Here is a 17,591-nt window from a genome sequence, read left to right as displayed (position 1 = left end):
CGCCGCCGCGCGATCCGGCCGCGACCGAGGAGCGGGCCCGGGCGTCACGCGAGTGCGGGGCGTGGTTCCGCGGCGACCTCGGCCGGGATCGGCGGCGTGGCCGCGCGGCGACGGTTCCGCAGGCCGGCCGCCGCGTTGAGGACGAGCGCACCGGCGACCCAGCAGCTCAGCACGACCAGCGGCCGGGCCGCACCGGCACCGTCGAAGAACGCGTCGGAGCGCAGCAGCGTCGCGCTGGCCCCGGGCGGCATGAGCTGGCCGAACGTCCCCCAGCCGGCCGGGAGGAACTCCGGGCCGGCCGCGATACCCGACAGCGGGTTCCCGAGCAGCACGAACAGCGCTCCGCCGAGCCCGAGTCCGGCGACGCCCAGCAGCGACTCCAGCCCGAGCACGGTCAGCGACACCGCCGCCATTCCGAACGACAGCCCGGCCGCGACCGGCAGCACGTTCCCGTCGATCGACCCGAACCACCAGTTCAGGATCGACGCGACCAGCGGGCCCTCCACCAGCGCGAACGCCAGCGCCGCGAGCACCCGGACCCCGGGCCGCCCGGGGAACCTCCGGGTGAGCAGCACCGCGGGCAGCAGGCCGCCGATCACCAGCGGCAAACCGACCGCCGCCAGCCCGGCCCCGCGCGGATCGTCGGCAGGCAGCGGCCGGACGTCGTCCTGGATCACGGTCGCTCCGGCCCGCGTCCCCAGCGCGGTACCGACCGCGGTGAGGCCCTGCGCGATCGCCGGGCTGGCCGCACCGGCCGTGAGAAGGTGCACGACCGGTTTCCCCGCCCGGGCGCCGAACACGAACCCGCCGTAGACGTCCCGGTCGCCGATCGCGGCCCGCAGCGCCTGCTCGTCGCCGTAGGTCCGGACGTCGAAGCCGCCGGGCACGGCCTGATCCAAGGCCTGCGTCACCGCGGCGACGTTCGCCGGCGGCGCGACGACCCCGAGCGGGACCCCGTGCGGCCCGCCCTTCACCGACGGCAGCCCGAACGCGAGCAGCATCAGGCCGACGATCAGCGCGAGCACCGCGACGAGGCCGGCCGCTTCGAGCCCGGCCGGCGCCTTCCGGGTGGATGCCATGACAACTCTCCCTCAGGGGAATTCAACACTTGTGGATTTTGATGGGCTCACGGTAGAACACAGTCGGCTTCAAAATCAACGCCTGTTGATAAATGGGGTCGTTTAGGCTATGAAGCCGGGTAAGTGCGTGAATGTTCGAGTTGGGCGAGGGGGGTGAGTCGTGCTCCGCAAGGTCGTGCCGATCGTCGTCGTGGCGGTGATCGTGATAGTCGAGGCCGTTTTCGGGTGGCCGTCGCTGGCCGCCGCGTTCAGCCAGCTCCACGCACCGCACTGGGGCTGGGTCTCGCTCGCCGTCCTCGCCGAGCTGGTGTCGATGGGTGGTTACGCCCGGATGCAGCGGCGCCTCCTCCGCTCCGCCGGCACCACCGTCCACCTGGGCCGGCACGTGGCACTGGCGTTCGCGGCCCACTCGCTCTCGGTGAGCCTGCCGGGCGGCCCGTTGTTCTCGACCCGCTACAACTTCCAGCAGATGCGGCGGTACGGCGCCTCCGCCGGGGCGGCGTCCTGGTGCATCGCGCTGAGCGGTGTGCTCTCCAGCGTCGCCCTGGTGATGATCGGCGCGGCCGGCGCGATCCTGGCCGGCAGCGGCAGCGGGTGGTGGACGCTGGTGACCTACCTGGTCGTCGGTCTGGCCCTGGCCCTCGCCGTCCGCGCGATGGCCCGCCATCCGCGCTGGCTGGTGACGGTCGCGCGCGGCCTCGAATCCGTGATCGCGCGGGTGCGGCACCGGCCGGCCGACGGCGACGGCCGGGTGCTCAGAATGATGCGCGAGCTCACCGCGGTGCGGATCCGGCCGCTCGACCTGGCGATCGCGTCGTACTTCGCGCTGGCGAACTGGCTGCTGGACGCGCTGTGCCTCTGGCTCTGCTGCAAAGCGGTCGGGGCGCCCGACATCACCGCGGCGCATCTGGTCCTGGCGTACTGCGCGGGCATGGCGGCAGCGAGCATTCCGCTCGTTCCCGGAAACCTCGGCGTCGTCGACGGCGCGCTGATCGTCGGACTGGTCGCCGGGGAACTGACCACGAGCACGGCGATCGCCGCGGTCGTGCTGTACCGGCTCGTCAGCCTGGGGTTCATCATCACGGCCGGCTGGATCGTCTGGCTGCTGATCCGCCGGAAGCAGCGTCACGGCCCGGCACTCACGGAAGCGGAACCGTCAGCGGTCCGACTGACTACGTAGGAACGCTGGAACGACGGTACGGCACATTCGTGGTGCGCCGGCGCGCTGGTCGTCGCCCGCCGGCCGGGGAACGCCGGGTCGATGCTCGCGCTCTGCCGGCTGCTGCCGGCGCATGAGACCGACCGGACCGCGACCGGGACGGTCACGAACGGGCTCCGGGCTGAAATCGATGCGGGAGCGAGCAGCGGAACCGGGGCCGCGCTCTTGGTGATCGACCCGAAGTCGCCGTCGCGCTGGACGCGGAGCGAGCCGTCGGGGTTCAGGTGCCGTCCGTAGCAGGTGATCATGTACTGGAGGACCTTCACCGCGTCGCTCCGGTCGCCCTGCTCGAGCTGACAGTCGAGGGTTCCGTTGCGACCTAGCGGCTGAGGTGAGCTTCCTCCTCCAGCCGCGAGAGCTTCTCCGGGTTGCGGACCGCGAAGACCCGCGACACCCGGCCGTCCTCGACCAGCAGGCTCGCCACCGTGTCGAGGGCCCCGTTCACCTCGATCCGGACCGCCGGAGCGCCGTTGAGCAGGGTCACCTCGATCGAGAAATTCGCCACCTTCGACAGCATCGCCAGGAACGCGGCCGCGCGCTGTGCCCCGACGACCGGGTGACGCGCCGCGGTGACGATTCCGCCGCCGTCGGCGACCACGACGACGTCCGGAGCCAGTACGTCCAGAAGAGCCCGGAGGTCGCCGCCGCGAACGGCGGAGAGGAACCGCTCGACGACGGCGTCCTGCTCGGCCCGGCTGACCCGCACCCGCGGACGGCGGGCCGCCACGTGATCGCGGGCGCGGTGGGCGATCTGCCGCACGGAGGCTGGCGTCTTCCCGACCGCCTCGGCGATCTCGTCGTACGGGACGTCGAACACCTCGCGCAGCACGAACACCGCGCGTTCGACCGCGCCGAGCGTTTCCAGCACGGTCAGCATCGCGACCGAGACGCTCTCCGCGAGTTCGACGTCGTCCGCCACGTCGGGGCTGGTCAGCAGGGGCTCGGGCAGCCACTCGCCGACGTAGTCCTCGCGCCGACGCGAGAGCGTCCGGAGACGGTTCAGCGACTGCCGGGTGACGATCCGCACCAGGTAGGCCCGCGGGTCGCGGATGTCGCTCACGTCCACGTCGGTCCAGCGCAGCCACGTTTCCTGGACGACGTCCTCGGCATCGGCGGCGGAGCCGAGCATCTCGTAGGCCACCGTGAACAGCAGGCTCCGATGAGCGACGAACGGGTCGGTCACCGCTCCGACGCTACGCGTCATGACTCCTCCTCGGTCGGGTCCAGCATTCAGACACCGGCCGGGGACGAGATGTGACGACCCGCCACGTGACTAGCCGAACCACCGCCGGACGCGAACGGCGCCGAACTGCGACTTGTCCTCCCGGTACAGCGACGACGCGTCATCGAAGCGCCCGGTCGGACGCTCACCCCGCCGGAACGTCACCTCGACCCGCCCGATCTCGTCGTTGCCGAACTCGATGAAGCAGATTCCGGTGCCGCCGTAGGTCTCGCCGCCACCGGCCCGGAGGATCCGCGACGCCACCACGGACGCCTGCCCCTCGGCGAACACCCCGGCCTTCGGCGTGCCGACGCTGGTGACGTCGCCCACCGCGTACACCCCCTCGTACGCCGTCTCCAGCGTGAGCGGATCGACCGGGATCCAGCCGTCGACGCACATCCCGGAATCCCGCACCACCGCGGGCGCCCGGTGCACCGGCACGCCGAGGAACAAGTCGAACGGCATCTCGGTGCCGTCGGCGCACACGGCCAGATTCGGCTCCAGCGATCGGACCAGCCGGTCGGGATGCCAGCTGATCCCCCGGGCCGCGAACCGTCCGAGCAGCGACTCCGACGCCTCCGGCGACGGCGGGATCGGCGCACCCAGCGGCATGACCAGCGCGATCTCCGACTTCTCGCGCAGGCCGCGAGCCTCCAGGTAGTCGTGCAGCATCAACGCGGTCTCGCTCGGCGCCGGCGGGCACTTGAACGGCGTCGACGTGACGCCGACGATCACCCGCCCGCCGTCGAACGCCTCGAGGACGTCCCGGATCGCGAACGCACCGGGCACCGTGTAGAACTCGTGGCCGGCCTCGACCAGCCCCGGGGTGGCGCCCGGATCGAGGTCGGCCCCGAGCGCGACCACCAGCACGTCACCGTCGAACGTTCCGGCGTCGGTCGACACCCGCCGGTGCACCGGGTCGATCGCCCGGATCGTCGTCCGCACGAAGCGGACGCCCGGCTTGGTCAGGTCGCGGTACGAGTGCCGTACCGCCTCGGCGGTGGTACGGCCGAACATCACGTCGAGCTTGGAGAAACCGAACACGAACCCGTCGGCCCGGTCGATCAGCGTGACGTCGGCCTCGTCGCCGAGTGCGTCGGAGAGCCGGGCCGAGAGCTCGAGGCCCCCGAACCCGGCGCCGAGGATGAGGACCCTCATCGCGAACCGGCCGGCTGCGGAACGACGCGCAGGTAGGGCTTCGGCTCTTTCCACGTGCCGAACAGGTCCTTCGCCGCGTCGTTCGAGACCGAACCGGCGATCACCACGTCGTCACCCGGCTGCCAGTTCACCGGCGTCGCGACCTGGTGCTCCGCGGTCAGCCGGAGCGAGTCGACGACCCGCAGGATCTCGTCCAGATTGCGGCCGGTGGTCATCGGATACAGCAGGATCAGCTTGATCTTCTTGTCCGGGCCGATCACGTAGACGCCGCGCACGGTCTGGTTGTCGGCCGCGGTCCGGTCGGACGGGTCGCCGCTGACGTCGGCGCCGAGCATGCTGTAGGCCTTCGAGACGACGAAGTCGGCGTCGCCGATCATCGGGTAGTTCGGGGCCGTGCCCTGGGTCTCCTCGATGTCGGCGGACCAGGCGGCGTGCTTCTCGACCGAGTCGACCGAGAGCGCCATGATCTTGACGCCCCGGCGGTCGAACTCGGGCTTGAGCGCGGCCAGAGAGCCGAGCTCGGTGGTGCAGATCGGGGTGAAGTCCTTCGGGTGGGAGAACAGGATCGCCCAGGAATCGCCGATCCAGTCGTGGAACCCGATCGGGCCCTCCGTGGTCGCCGCGATGAAGTCCGGGGCGACGTCGCCGATCGTCACGCTCATGTCATCTCCTTCGTCCGGGGACCCTCGGTCCCGCCGTCGGAAAAGACGTTACGAACGGCCCGTTCCCTGAACGTTCCCTCGCGCCCGGGCGGCCCAGTACACGTGCCCGGCCTGCTCGAACCCGGCCCCCGCGGCGAGGAAGCGGTCGTCCGCACCGGTGGCCCACCCCGCCGCCAGATCCGCCATCGCGGTCCAGGCCGGCGTCGGGAACGCCGCGGCGAAGCCCGCCGCCGCCGCGGCCAGCACCGCCGCCTGCTCCGGGTCGCCGAGCAGCGCGAACGCCTGCGCCCCGACCGGATTCAGCTGCGCGCTGCACGTCGCGCACTCGCCGTAGCGCGCCGCCGCGCTCTGCGACGCCCGCACCGACCGGATCGCCGCCTCGGGCTCACCGCGCTCCACGGCCGCCAGCGCCGCGGTGGCGTGCAGACGCGCCCACGCGTGCCGCGCCATCGGCGTCACGGTCGCGATCGCGGTCGCCCGTTTGAGATACGCCGACGCCTCGGCGTGGTCACCGACGCACGCGGCCAGCTCCGCCCGCCGCAGCCACGGCAACGCCACCGACCGGCTCCCCAGCGGCTCGTACAGTGCGCAGCTGCGTTCCAGGCACGCCGCCGCCTCGTCCCAGTGGGCCTGCAGCAGCAGCGACTCCCCCAGCAGACACCAGGCGAACGCCTGCGCGGGCACCGCGTCGACCCGTTCGGCGACGGAGAGCGTCTGCCGCGCGTACGCCCCCACGTCGTCGCCGGTCCCGTAGAGCTGGAACTGGCTCAGGCAGTGGTTGAAGTCGCAGAACCGGGCGACGCGGGCCCCGAGCGAGTCGCCGGCGAGCGCCTCGATCCGCCCCTGCAGCTCCGGCCGCCAGGCCCCCTGCATGTGTGAGACGAACGCCAGCGCCTCCAGCGCCGCCGCGAGGTCGTCGGTGTCCCCGTGCTCGGCGGCGATCCGGTGCGCCTCCGAGGCGTACCCGTGCGCACCGGCCAGGTCGCCGCGCTCCCAGGCCACGTTGGCCCGCAGCTGGGCCAGCCGCCCCCGCTCGGCGGGGTCCGGCCCGAGCCGGTCGGCCGCATCCAGGTGCGCGACCGCATCGTCGGCGTGGTGCAGCATCAGCCAGGCGGCCGCGGTCTTCCGATGGATCCGCCCGGTCGGGGGAACCTGGCCGTAGGCCTTCACGCCCGCGGCCGGATCGCCCGACTGCACCCGCAGATCGCCCACCCGTTCCCACAGGTCCGACGTCAGCGACGGCTCGGCCGCCTCACCGGCCCGGATCTCCTCGGACAACCGCTGCGTCCGCACCGACGGCTCGATTCCGAGCTCCGACGCGAGCAGTTCACGGAGCCGGACGAACTGCCGCTGGGCCTCGTCGCGTCGCCCGGCCAGCGCGTGCAGCCGCATCAGCCACGCGTGCCCGTCCTCGTCGAGCGGGTCCGCCGCGACCAGCCGCTGGACGGCGCGGGCCGCGGCGTTCAGGTCCCCGCCCGCTTCGAGCAGGCCCGCGTACTCCCCGACCAGCGCCAGCCAGTCCTCGCGCAACTCGTCCCGGTACGGCGTCGCCCAGTCCTCGTAGGGGTCCTCCGGCAGCAACCCGCTGCCGTACAGCTCGACCGCCGTGCCGTACCGGGCCACGTCCCGCCCGCGGCGCGCCTCGGCCCCCGTCGACCAGTACTCGCCGACGTCGACCGCGATGCCCGCGGACGGCAGGCACAGCAGGTCGTTCACCGACAGGATCGCGTCGGCGCCGAGGTTCCGCCGCGCCGCGTGCAGCGCCTTGCGCACGTTGGCGGCCGCGGCCGGCGGCGGGAGCTCCGGCCAGAGCGCGTCCATCACCTGCTCGCGACGCAGCCGGTGGCCGGGGCTCAGCGCCAGCAGTTTCACCAGCGCGGTCGGCGCCCGGCGCGACCAGGCCTCCGGCGGGACGGCCGCGCCCTCGACGAGCACCCGGAACCCGCCGAACATCTCGATCCGCAGCACGTCCAAATCGTGTCAGGCCGTCCCGGTCGGGCCCAGCGGCGTCCCATGACCCGGGATCCCCCGGTCGGCCGGGATCGGCTCCTCCACCAGCCCGGCCGGCAGCGACTCGAGCGTCAGCCCGTGGGCCGAGGTCAGCGCGGCCACCCGCCGGTAGTAGTCGCCCACCACTCCCACCGCGCCCCGGATCGCGGCCACCAACCGGTCCGAGGCCTTCTCGATCACCGACTCCTCGTGCTGCTCGAACGCCAGGATCCCGTCCCGCAGGGCCGCCTTCAGCGCCTGCAGCACGCCCTGATCGGCCTCCGCGTATCCGCGGGCCAGGCCCTCGATCATGCGGAGCTCGGCCGCACCGACCGAGCCGGTCAGCAGCCCCCGGACGTACGTGACCGACTCGCGCGCCAACCGGTACGCCGGGTCGTCCCGCAGCGACTTCAGCGACTCCGCCAGCTCCCGCACGTCTTCTTCCGGCGCGCAGAAACCGACCGTGGCCTGCCACAGCGACGTCAGGTCGTCGTCCAGCAACCCGTCGAGGTAGCTGCCCAGGAATCGGCGGTGCGCCTCGACGAGGAACTGCAACTTGAACGCGGTCGCACCGCGCTCACCGGCCGTCGCCTCGGCCGAGGCGAACCCGTAGTCGTTGGCCAGCGCGTTCTGCATCGCGACGACCAGGTACACGTACCGCACCCACGCCGTGAACAGGCTCTCCAGCGGTGCGAACCGCAGCCCCTCGGCCGACAGCACCACGCCCCACCGGTCGCCGAACGAGAGCCGCCGCACGTGCCCCAGCTCGTACAGACTCAGCTGGGCGTCGACCTCGGAGTTCACGTGGTGCAGCACGCCCTGGTACGCGCTGGTCGCGTCCATCCCGACGTAGTGCCGGATGATCTGCGGCCCGCCGACGTGCAGATGGATGAACTCCGAGACGTCGTAGACCTTCCCGCTCACGACCATCCAGTAGCCCGTTTCCGGGCTGTTCCGGTCGATCAGCGTGGAGATGTCGTACCGCTCCCCCTGCTGCGCGTGCCCGCGGTAGCTGGTGAAGATGTCCAGGCCGAGCCGCCCTTCGGCGATCAGCTGCCGGACGTCCACCTGGATGTTCCGCAACGCGGACAGCACCGAGCCGGCGAAGCCGGCGCTCCCGCAGACGTACAAGTGACCGCCGGACCGTACAGCGGCCCGCAGGCCTTCGGCCTCCGCCGGGATCAGCCGGTCCACGCGCTGCCGGGTCCCGTCCTCCACGACGTATTCGCCGACGTCGAACCGCAACCGTTTGTCGGCCTGGGAGAACGCGGCGTGCAGTTCCAGGCGCCCGGCGGCGGCCAGTTCCTCGAAGACGGCCGGGTGCACGAAGTCCTCCGGCCGCCGGAGCCCGAGAAACAGCGTGTTCGGGCCCGGCCCGGACGCCCGGGCCGCGGCGAAACCGTGGAACGGCGCGATGCCCGAGCCGGCCGCGAACATGACGATCGGCGTGGCCGGGTCGGCCGGGAGCCGGAACCGCGGCGTGGGCACGATCGTCAGCGACAGCGGCTTGTCGCGGTAGCGCACCTCGCTGGTCATCCGGCGCAGGAAGTGCGAAGCGCTGCCCGCGCGGTGCCGCTCGTACGAGTACGTCGTGCGCGGGGTGTCGTAGGTGAGCCCGCCGACGACCAGGTCGATCGTCTCTGCCGGGTCGCCCTCCGGAACCGCCGACGCGATCGAGTACAGCCGGAACACCTCCGGCGGCACGACCCGGCAGATGCTCTCCGCCTCGTCCGGACCGGCCGACCAGAGCCGCGTGACGTCGTACCCGGCCGAGCGGACCAGGTCGAGCAGATCCCAGAGCTCCCACTGGTCTTCCATCCGCGCCGACACGATCCGCTCGAGCGTCCCGGCGGCCGAGAACGCCAGCAGACGCTTCGCGGTGGTCCGCTCCACCGGACGGATCCGGCCGAACGTCAGCAAGGTGCTGAGCGGGAGCACCTCGGCGCCGTCCTCGAACCCGGGGCGGAACCGGATCGCCTCACGCCAGTCGGCGGTCAGGTGCACGATCTCGTCTCCGGTGGCCCGCAGCGCCCGGAGCGTGGCGCGGACCAGCGCGTCGTCGTTCTCCGGCAGCACGCCGAGCCGGTCGCCGGGCCGGTAGCGGATGCCCTGCCCGGTCACGTCCAGCCGCAGGTGGGTGGTCCAGGCCGACGAGTCCGGATCCGTCGTCGTGAGGCCGCGGCGGACCCGCCCGGTGTAGACCTGCTGGTTGGCGGCCGGCCAGCGCTCGTCGCGGACCTCGGCCAGCTCGGCGTCGATCGCCTCCCAGGTCTTGTCGCGGAACAGCCCGGTGAACTTCGCGCCGGTGGTGACCGACCGGCCGACCTTGAACGCGACCTCGAGGAACCCGTAGGCCTTGATCCGGTGCAGGCCCATCCAGCCCCGGTCGCCGACGTAGGCGTCGAACACCGCCGCGTAGAGCCCCCGCAGGTCGGTGTTGCCCCGGCGGTCGACGAACTCCCGCACCGACACCTGGCCGAGCGCGTCGATCAGCTCGCGCCAGTGCCGGGGCATGGCTTTGCGTAGTGACAGGCTCTGCTGCCCGACCGTCGTCGCGTACGACGACCGTCCGAAGAACGCGTCGAGCGCGTGGATCTGCGGCTGCGCGGTGCCGGCCGGGCTGGGAGCGCCGTCGAAGATCGGCACCCCGGACGTCCCGACGGTCTTCGCCCACATCACCAGGTCGAGGTGCGAGGACGACAGCGGGTTCGGGTCGAGCTGGGGATAGATCTCCTGCGTGACGTGCTGCAGCCGTTCGAGCATGACCAGCAGTGCGGCCGTGAGCGCGTCGCGGTCTTCGGTGAGTACCGCGTCCTGGGCCTGGAGCATCGCACCGAGCAGCGGGGTCAGTTCCATCGCGAACTCGGTCGTGACCAGGTAGAAGATCGCCTCGGCCCGATTGCGCCAGGCCGGGACGAGCAGCTCCAGGTTGTCGAGCCGTCGCGGGCCGGCCGGGTCGCGGAGTTTCCAGTTGTAGAAGAACAGGTCGACGTAGGACACCGAAGGGAGGTCCTTGCCCAGCCGCCGCGACACCTGCCGCCAGGGGTTGAGGATGCTCGGCGGCAGCGCCTCCGGCGGATCGGTCTGCACGTACTGGTACGCGTGCGCGAACACGCCGAGCATCGCCGACGCCCGGAGCAGGTACGGATCGGGCAGCGCCTCGCGCGACGCGTCGAGCACCGGCATCCGCTCGAGCTCGCGGCGCATGCCGAGGTTCGCGTACAGCTCGGGCAGGCGGTCGACGAGCGCGTCCCACGGCCGGTGCGACGGCGGGAGCGCCAGCAGCGGGGGCTCGACCGGCAGGAAACCGTGCTCGATCGAAAGGAACCCGTCCAGCTCGTGGCCCTGCGTGCGGTTGTGGACCTCGGCCGCCTCCACGACCCGCCGGGCCGGGGAGACCACCCGGATCGGCCCGGTCGTCGCGCGCGAGGGCACCCGGAACGGCGCCAGGATCGTCCGGTCGGCGAGGATCGTCCGGTCGGAGTCGTGCTCGATCGACCAGGTCACCTCGCTGCTGCCGAGCATCAGCACGTCGTCGTCACGCAGGACGTGCCGCGTGACCCGTTCGCCGTTGACGAACGTCCCGTTCGAACTCTTCAGATCGACGACGACGAGCTCGTTGCCGTCGAGCTCGAGCCGGGCGTGGCGGCGCGAAACCGACCGGTCGTCGAGCGCGACCGCGCTGAGCGCCGCGTCCCGGCCGATCGTGAGCGGGAGGTCGCCGGTGTGCTCGGCGGCAGTGCCGGTCCGCCGGTTCGTGAAGACCAGCCGAACGGACGCCATCAGGCGTGGTAGATGACGGCGCGGCAGATGTCGGACCGGGCCACGGTCCCTTCCAGCTTGCGGCCCTCGACGACCGGCAGGCGCCGGATCTGCTTCTCGGTCATCACGACCGCAGCGCGGGCCACCTCGTCGGTCGGGCGCAGCGTGATCGCGTTCCGCACGACCAGCGGGTCGATCGGACGCCCGGCCAGGTCCCGGGCCTTGCGGGCCAGATCGCCGAACGCGTCGTTCAGGGACCCGCCCGCGCGCATGCTCTCGTCATAGGTCGGCAGCACCGCACGGATCAGGTCGCCCTCCGACAACGCACCGACGAACTCGTCGTCGTGATCCAGCACCATCAACTCGCTGACCTGCGAAATGCTGACCAGTTCGGCGGCACGGCGGATGTCGGCGCCCAGGTGAATGCACGCCGGAAATCTAGCCATGACGTCCCGTACCAGCATGTTTCCCCCTTGGACGACCCGGCTCGTCGCGTGTGGCCGATCCAGCGTGCGGTCGCCGGTCGTTTCCGGCAAGGGTCCGTTCGGGTGGGGCGGCTCAGGGCCAGCACTGCCCCCACCCGCAGGATGGGAGGCATGGAACCCGTGACCGTCGCTACCCCGCTCGACCGTGCGGAGGTGGTCGCCTCGCTGGTGGCCGCGTTCCGCGACGACCCCGTGCTGCGGTATCTCTTCCCTGATCCGGAGCGGTACCCGGCGCAAGCGGCGGCGTTCTTCGGGCACCTCTTCGACAAGCGGGTGGGCCGGAACACGATCTGGACGGTCGCCGGTGGTGCGGCGACCGCGATCTGGGAGCCGCCGGGCGGCGCACTCCCCGTCACGGCTCCGGCCCTGCCGGAGGAGACCTCGGCCCGGATGCACGCGTACGACACCGCGGTGCACGACGCCCTGCCGTCGGGGCCGTTCTGGTATCTCGGCGTGCTGGGCACCCGGCCGGGACACGGCGGCCGGGGCTGGGCGCGCGCGGTCATGGGCGCCGGCCTGGACCGGGCCGCGGCCGACGGCCTGCCGGCCGTCCTGGAGACCAGCAAGCCCGCGAACGTCGAGTTCTACCGGCGCGGCGGCTGGGAGGTCGTGGCGACGCTCGCCGATCCGCTCCCGATCTGGATCATGCGGCACTGACCGCCCGCGAGCCCTATCCCGGCCGGGCTCGCGCGAGGACCCTGGGCGGCATGACCACCACCCTCGAAATGACGGTTGCTCCCTCACTCGACCGGTTGGTTCTCCCCGACGGTCTCGGCTCCGAGGTCCTCGTCGTCCCCGGCGAACTGCTGGTGCGCCACCGGGATCTGACCGCACCCGCCGTGCGCCGGTTCGCCACCGCACACGGCTTGCGCGCCGGCCTGGTGCCCGGCCTGGACGGCCGGGTCGTCCGCTTCACCGGCCCCGCCCTCCGTACGCACCTGGCCGAGGTGCTCGCGGACGCGGCCCGGCGCGGCGTCCCGGTCACCGCCCATCACGTCGCCCCGATGGCCGGCTACATCAAGGCGCTGGACGGCCCGCGCCCGATGGGCCGCGGCCACATCAAGGCGCTGAGCGGCCCGCTACCCACCTCCGGCGGGCCGCGCTTCCGGCCGGAGTCGTCCGCGCCGTGCGTGGTGGCCGTCCTCGACACCGGGGTGGACGCCCGGCCGCGCGGCGACGGCTGGCTGGCGGGCGTCTCCGGCGACGCCGACCCCACGGACACGCTCGCCGCCGGTACCGGGCACGGCACGTTCGTGGCCGGCCTCGTCCAGCAGGTGGCCCCCGCCGCGACGGTCCGCGCGTACCGGGTGATGGACCCGGACGGTGCCGGCAGCGACGCCCGGGTCGCGGCCGCGATGCTCCGCGCGGCCGACGACGGCGCCGACGTGCTCAACCTGTCGCTGGGCACGCGCACGATCGGCGACGAGCCTCCGATCGCGTTCGAGGCCGCGCTCGGGCTGCTCGCCGAGCGTCACCCCGGCACGCTGGTCGTCGCCGCCGCGGGTAACGACGGTGAAGACCGCCCGTGCTGGCCGGCCGCGTTCCCGGACGTGGCCGCGGTGGCGGGGCTCACCGCCGCCTCCGCGCCGTCCCCGTGGTCGAACCACGGCGACTGGGTGGAGTGCTCGGCCGTCGCCGAGGACGTGGTCTCCACGTTCGTCGAGGGCCACCGCGCGATCTCCGGCGGCCGCCCGGCGGCGTTCGGCGCCGACCCCTGGGCGTCCTGGACCGGCACGTCGTTCGCCGCGCCCCAGGTGGCTGCCGCCGTAGCCGCCCACTCGGCCGAGCACGGCACCACCCCGCGGGAGTCCCTCGCCGCCCTGCTGGCCGGGCGTCCGGCCGCGGACGGCTACGGCGCCGTGCTGGAGATCCTGCCGGGCTGAGCTACGACGCCAGCGGCTCCACGAGCGCGTGGCACCGGGCCGTGCAGCCCAGCCACGCGCTCAGGGCCGCCCAGCCCTCGTCCGGGACGTCGACGTGGCGGCCGTCCCGGCGCACCATCCAGCCGCGCTCCACGAACGTCACCAGCAACGCCGCCGGGAGCGCCCCGGCCAGGTGCGGGCGGCGCTCGGTCCAGTCGAGGCAGTCCCGCACGAGCGCGCGGCGGCCACGCTGCAGAGCGTCCGGATCGATGTGGAGTTCGGCCAGGCGGGCCGCCCCCGCGGACGGCACCGGACCGTCGGGGTCGACCACGCCGTGGTCGACCAGCGCGTCCCGCAGCCGGACGCCGGCGCGGCCGGCCAGGTGGTCGTAGCAGGTTCGCGCGGCGGCCAGCCGTCGCGCGGACCGGCTCTGCTTGAGGCTGCGCACCGCCACCCGCGGCGCGAGCACCGCGAGCGACTCCACCGCGAGCGCGACCTCGGGCCGGGCGATCCGGTGGTAGCGGTGCCGTCCCTGCCGGACCACCTCGACGTACCCGGCCTCGACCAGCCGCTTGAGGTGCGCGCTGGCCGCCGGACGCCCGATCCCGGCCGCGCGGGCCAGCACACCGGCCGGGTGTGCGCGGCCGTCGAGCAGCAGGGTCAGCATCGCCGACCGCGACGGGTCCGCGAACAGCCGCGCGGCGAACGCCACGTCCACGTCAGCGATCTCCACGGCCCGATCCTCCATGCCCCCGACCGTAGTGCGGCGACGGTTCGCCCGGGAACGAACGATCGCGCCCTGCCGAGCGTGGTGGGACCCGAGCGCGTGGGCGGCGCCGGCGGCGCGCGGCTCGGCGTCCACCGTGCTGGTGGTCGGAGTCTCGGCCGCCGCGGTGGCCGACCTGACCGGGGCGGTGCGGGCCGTCAGGCGCGCAGGAAGGTGAGCACGGCGCGGACGCGACGGTGTTCGCGGTCGTCAGGGGCCAGGTCGAGCTTCACGAAGATCGCCGAGATGTGCGATTCGACGGTCTTCACCGACAGGTGCAGTTCCGCGGCCACCGCCGCGTTCGACATCCCCTGGGCCATCAGCGCGAGCACCGCCCGCTCGCGCGCGGTCAGGTCGTCGAGCGGATCGGACTCCCGCCGCCGGCGCACCAGCCGCGTGACGAGCTCCGGGTCGATCACGGTTTCGCCGTGCGCGATCCGCCGGACGTCGTTGGCGAACGAGGTCAGGTCCGACACCCGGTCTTTGAGCAGGTACCCGACCCCGCCGTCGAACTGCGTGATCAGCCGCAGCGCGTGGTGCACCTCCACGTACTGCGACAACAGCAGCAGCCCCACCTGCGGCGCCTCCTCCCGGATGGCCACCGCCGCGTCGATGCCCTCGGCCGAGAACCCGGGCGGCATCCGCAGGTCGATCACCGCCACGTCCGGCGGGTCGCGCCGCACGAGCTCGAGCAGACCGTCGCCGTCGGAGGCCTGTCCCACGACCGTGAACCCGGTCTCGGCGAGGATCCGCGCGACGCCCTCGCGCAGCAGCACCGAGTCGTCGGCCAGCGTCACCCGCACGGGATCACCGTCCCGAGCCGGGTACCGCCGGGACCGCTGTCGACGGCCAGCCGCGCGCCCAGCGTCGCCAGCCGGTCGGACAGGCCTTCGAGGCCGTTGCCGGGCTTGATCGCGGCGCCGCCCGCGCCGTCGTCCTCGACGTCGATCCGCAGGCCGGGGTCGGTGAGCGTGACCCGGACGTGGACGACCGTGGCGTCCGCATGCTTGGCGGCGTTCGTGAGGCCTTCGCTGACCACGAAGTAGGCGGTCGCCTCGACCTCCGGCGGGAGCCGGCGGCCGACGTCGACCGCGACCCGCACCGCGACGGCGGACCGGTCGGCGAGATAGCCGACCGCGGCCTCGATGCCGTCCTGGGTCAGCACCGCGGGATGCAGGCCGCGGGCCATCTCGCGCAGCTCCGCGGTCGCGGCGAGCAGCTGCGCGCGAGCGGCCTCGGCCCGCCCGGTCAGGTCCGGGTTCCCGGACTCCTCGGCCAGCCGGACCAGACGGCCGAGCTCCAGCGAGGCCGTCACCAGGTGCTGCTGCGCGCCGTCGTGCAGGTCCCGTTCCAGCCGTCTGCGGGCCGCGTCGCCTGCGGCGACCAGCCGTTGCGCGGTCCCTTGCAGCTCCAGGATCAGGCCCGCCTGCGCGGCGAGTTCGCCCACCAGGCGGCTCTCCGCCGCCGACAGCGGCTGTTCCTTCGCCAGGCTGAGGACGCCGCGGAAGCGACCGTCGTGCACTATCCGGACGCCACCGAGCTCGGTCGCCGTCCGGACGCCGGCCGGCAAGGCGGCGTCCGGCCAGGCCGATACCGCCCGCAGCTCGTCGTCGGGACCGGCCCAGAGCACGACCTCGCGGGCGCCGACGCCGTCCGCGACCGTCAGGCAGATGCCGTCCAGCGGACGCCCGGCCGGCGCCGCCAGGTGTGCGGAGAGGCGGCCGAGGGCCTCGTACGCGGTCGCGCGGTGCCCGTAGACCAGGCGGTCGGCCAGCCGTTGCACCCGGCGGCGCAGCGGCTCGAACGCGACCGCCACCGCGGCGGTGGCCAGCAGCGACAGCAGCGTGCCGTAGCCGTCGACGAGCCGGCCGATGCCGGTGACGACGACCGAGTAACCCAGTACGACGACCGCGGCCATCACCGCGAACACGAACGCCTTGTTGATGACCGGATCGAGGTCGTACAGCCGGTACTTCAGGATCGCCGCCCCGGCCGCGACCGCCACCAGCGGCACCGCCAGCACGCCGGGCAGCGGCGAGCCCCAGATCAGCAGGCCACCGACCATGACCACGGCCGTGGCGGCGGCGACGAACACGATCAGCCGGAGCTGCCTGGCCTCGTCGCCGCGGGCCCGCCGCAGCCGGACGACCAGGGAGGCCACCCAGACCAGCTGGAACAGCAGGTACCCGATCGGGCGGGCGACGTCGTAGAACGCCTGGGCTTCCGGCCCGCCGGGCAGGGCCAGCGGGTGCGGGGCCACCAGCGCCGTGCGGTCGTACTCCACCGGCCAGAGCGCCGACACGGTGGCGAGCACCAGGCCGATCACGGTCAGAACGCCCAGCACTGGACGCCAGCCCGGCGACGGCAGGCGTCCGGTCGGAAAGCTCATCACGGTGACGCCGACCAGAACCAGGACCAGGGGGAGCGGCCAGACACCGAGCCAGCCGATCCAGGTCGCCCCGGGCCGGTCATCCAGCCCGTACTCGCGGGCGGCGAACATCCAGGCGTGCGCGGCGCCGGTCGCCACGAAGAGCCAGCCCTCGCGGACCGCGGGCCGCCGCCGGACGACGTAGAGCCCGACCGCGCCGAACGACGCGGCGATCAGCCCGTTGTGGAGGTTGCCGAGGTGGGGCCCGAGCACGAACCCGGCCGTGACGAGCCCGAGGATGGCCAGGCCGGCCGCGGTACGCAGGGTGCTGATGCTCGTCACGTCGGCATCGTCGCAGGTGTTCGGCGGTCGTGGATCAGGGCTGGCCCCCGGGTACGCGAGGGGCGGCCCGGATGTCTGCGCCCGGTGCCGGCGGCGATCGTAGCGGGCACCTGCTCCGGAGGAGGACCCGTGAAGGATCGTGTGTTGTTGCTGGCCGGCCCGGTGGTCTACCTGGCCGCCGACCTGCTCTACGCCCTGCGGGGCTGGGACGACCCGGCGGCCGGTGTGCTGCACGTGCTCGGTGCCACCGGCTACGTGCTCGTGCTGTTCCGGGCGGTCGAGTGGAATCGGGGCGCGTTCGCCGTGGTGCTGCTCGTCGTGGGTGCCCTCGGCGCGGCCGGCAACATCGGGTACGGGTTCAACACGATCCACACGTCGCTGGGCGACACCGACCTGAACGACGCGAGCGGCGCGGCCGTGCTGATCAAGATCCTGGGCTTGTGCTTCCCGCTGTCGCTGCTGCTCGTCGCCGTCGGCCTGCGGCTGCGTCGCGTCGGCGCGGCCTGGGTCGCGGTAGCGGTGGCGTTGGCCGCGGTGACGTGGCCGGTCGCGCACATCGCGAACGTCGGATGGCTCGCGGTGGTCGTCAACGTTCTGCTGGTCGCGTCGTTCGGCGCGTTGGCCACGTCGACGGCCCCCCGGGGCGCACCCGCGCCGATCCCGAGCTAGTAGTACTA

At 73.1% G+C, this 17,591-nt stretch carries 14 protein-coding genes; 4 read left to right on the top strand and 10 right to left on the bottom strand.

Going from position 1 to position 17,591, the window contains the following annotated elements:
* Positions 1–44: 44 nt before the first annotated feature.
* The gene (locus tag ACIBZJ_RS19550) at positions 45–1,079 is read right to left on the bottom strand and encodes an ABC transporter permease (RefSeq protein ID WP_395931418.1); all 1,035 of its coding nucleotides are present in this window, start codon (positions 1,077–1,079) and stop codon (positions 45–47) included.
* A gap of 160 nt (positions 1,080–1,239) precedes the next feature.
* Between ACIBZJ_RS19550 and ACIBZJ_RS19545 the strand changes: the two genes are divergently transcribed.
* Positions 1,240–2,259, top strand: a complete 1,020-nt coding sequence (locus ACIBZJ_RS19545; protein ID WP_395931416.1) for a YbhN family protein — start codon at positions 1,240–1,242, stop codon at positions 2,257–2,259.
* A gap of 358 nt (positions 2,260–2,617) precedes the next feature.
* Here the strand turns inward: ACIBZJ_RS19545 and ACIBZJ_RS19540 are convergent, their stop codons facing one another.
* The 6 genes from ACIBZJ_RS19540 to ACIBZJ_RS19515 form a co-directional block, all read right to left on the bottom strand.
* Entirely contained in the window at positions 2,618–3,502 is an 885-nt protein-coding gene (locus tag ACIBZJ_RS19540) for an RNA polymerase sigma-70 factor (RefSeq protein WP_395931414.1), read from the bottom strand.
* A gap of 69 nt (positions 3,503–3,571) precedes the next feature.
* On the bottom strand, positions 3,572–4,732 hold the full coding sequence (locus ACIBZJ_RS19535; RefSeq protein ID WP_395931412.1) for an NAD(P)/FAD-dependent oxidoreductase: 1,161 nt from the start codon (positions 4,730–4,732) through the stop codon (positions 3,572–3,574).
* Positions 4,675–5,340 carry a peroxiredoxin gene (locus tag ACIBZJ_RS19530; RefSeq protein ID WP_395931410.1) on the bottom strand — a complete coding sequence of 222 codons (666 nt, stop codon included), beginning with the start codon at positions 5,338–5,340 and terminating at the stop codon, positions 4,675–4,677. Before ACIBZJ_RS19530 ends, ACIBZJ_RS19535 begins: the two co-directional genes overlap by 58 nt.
* A gap of 48 nt (positions 5,341–5,388) precedes the next feature.
* Positions 5,389–7,308, bottom strand: coding sequence for a BTAD domain-containing putative transcriptional regulator (locus ACIBZJ_RS19525; RefSeq protein WP_395931408.1), 1,920 nt, complete (start codon positions 7,306–7,308; stop codon positions 5,389–5,391).
* 12 nt (positions 7,309–7,320) lie between these two features.
* Entirely contained in the window at positions 7,321–11,112 is a 3,792-nt protein-coding gene (locus ACIBZJ_RS19520; RefSeq protein WP_395931406.1) for an FHA domain-containing protein, read from the bottom strand.
* Positions 11,112–11,555 (bottom strand): HPP family protein, encoded by a 444-nt coding sequence (locus ACIBZJ_RS19515; protein ID WP_395931404.1) that lies wholly within the window; start codon positions 11,553–11,555, stop codon positions 11,112–11,114. Before ACIBZJ_RS19515 ends, ACIBZJ_RS19520 begins: the two co-directional genes overlap by 1 nt.
* A 132-nt stretch (positions 11,556–11,687) precedes the next feature.
* Between ACIBZJ_RS19515 and ACIBZJ_RS19510 the strand changes: the two genes are divergently transcribed.
* Positions 11,688–12,233 (top strand): GNAT family N-acetyltransferase, encoded by a 546-nt coding sequence (locus ACIBZJ_RS19510; RefSeq protein WP_395931402.1) that lies wholly within the window; start codon positions 11,688–11,690, stop codon positions 12,231–12,233.
* A gap of 50 nt (positions 12,234–12,283) precedes the next feature.
* Positions 12,284–13,459 carry a S8 family peptidase gene (locus ACIBZJ_RS19505; RefSeq protein WP_395931400.1) on the top strand — a complete coding sequence of 392 codons (1,176 nt, stop codon included), beginning with the start codon at positions 12,284–12,286 and terminating at the stop codon, positions 13,457–13,459.
* Between the two features lies 1 nt (position 13,460).
* Here ACIBZJ_RS19505 and ACIBZJ_RS19500 read toward each other — a convergent pair whose 3' ends face one another.
* The 3 genes from ACIBZJ_RS19500 to ACIBZJ_RS19490 form a co-directional block, all read right to left on the bottom strand.
* The gene (locus tag ACIBZJ_RS19500; protein ID WP_395931398.1) at positions 13,461–14,186 is read right to left on the bottom strand and encodes an ArsR/SmtB family transcription factor; all 726 of its coding nucleotides are present in this window, start codon (positions 14,184–14,186) and stop codon (positions 13,461–13,463) included.
* 176 nt (positions 14,187–14,362) lie between these two features.
* A complete protein-coding gene (locus tag ACIBZJ_RS19495; RefSeq protein WP_395931396.1) occupies positions 14,363–15,007 on the bottom strand; it encodes a response regulator transcription factor in 645 nt (214 codons plus the stop codon).
* Positions 14,998–16,914 (bottom strand): histidine kinase, encoded by a 1,917-nt coding sequence (locus ACIBZJ_RS19490; protein WP_395931394.1) that lies wholly within the window; start codon positions 16,912–16,914, stop codon positions 14,998–15,000. The genes ACIBZJ_RS19495 and ACIBZJ_RS19490 overlap by 10 nt, the downstream gene beginning before the upstream one ends.
* Before the next feature lie 129 nt (positions 16,915–17,043).
* On the opposite strand from ACIBZJ_RS19490, the gene ACIBZJ_RS19485 reads away from it, so the two are divergent.
* Entirely contained in the window at positions 17,044–17,583 is a 540-nt protein-coding gene (locus ACIBZJ_RS19485; protein WP_395931392.1) for a hypothetical protein, read from the top strand.
* Positions 17,584–17,591: the final 8 nt, after the last annotated feature.

This window comes from Cryptosporangium sp. NPDC051539, assembly GCF_044454545.1.
Taxonomy (GTDB): Bacteria; Actinomycetota; Actinomycetes; order Mycobacteriales; family Cryptosporangiaceae; genus Cryptosporangium.
The sequence above is the reverse complement of the archived record's forward strand: the minus strand, read 5'-3'. Positions and strand labels throughout refer to the sequence as shown.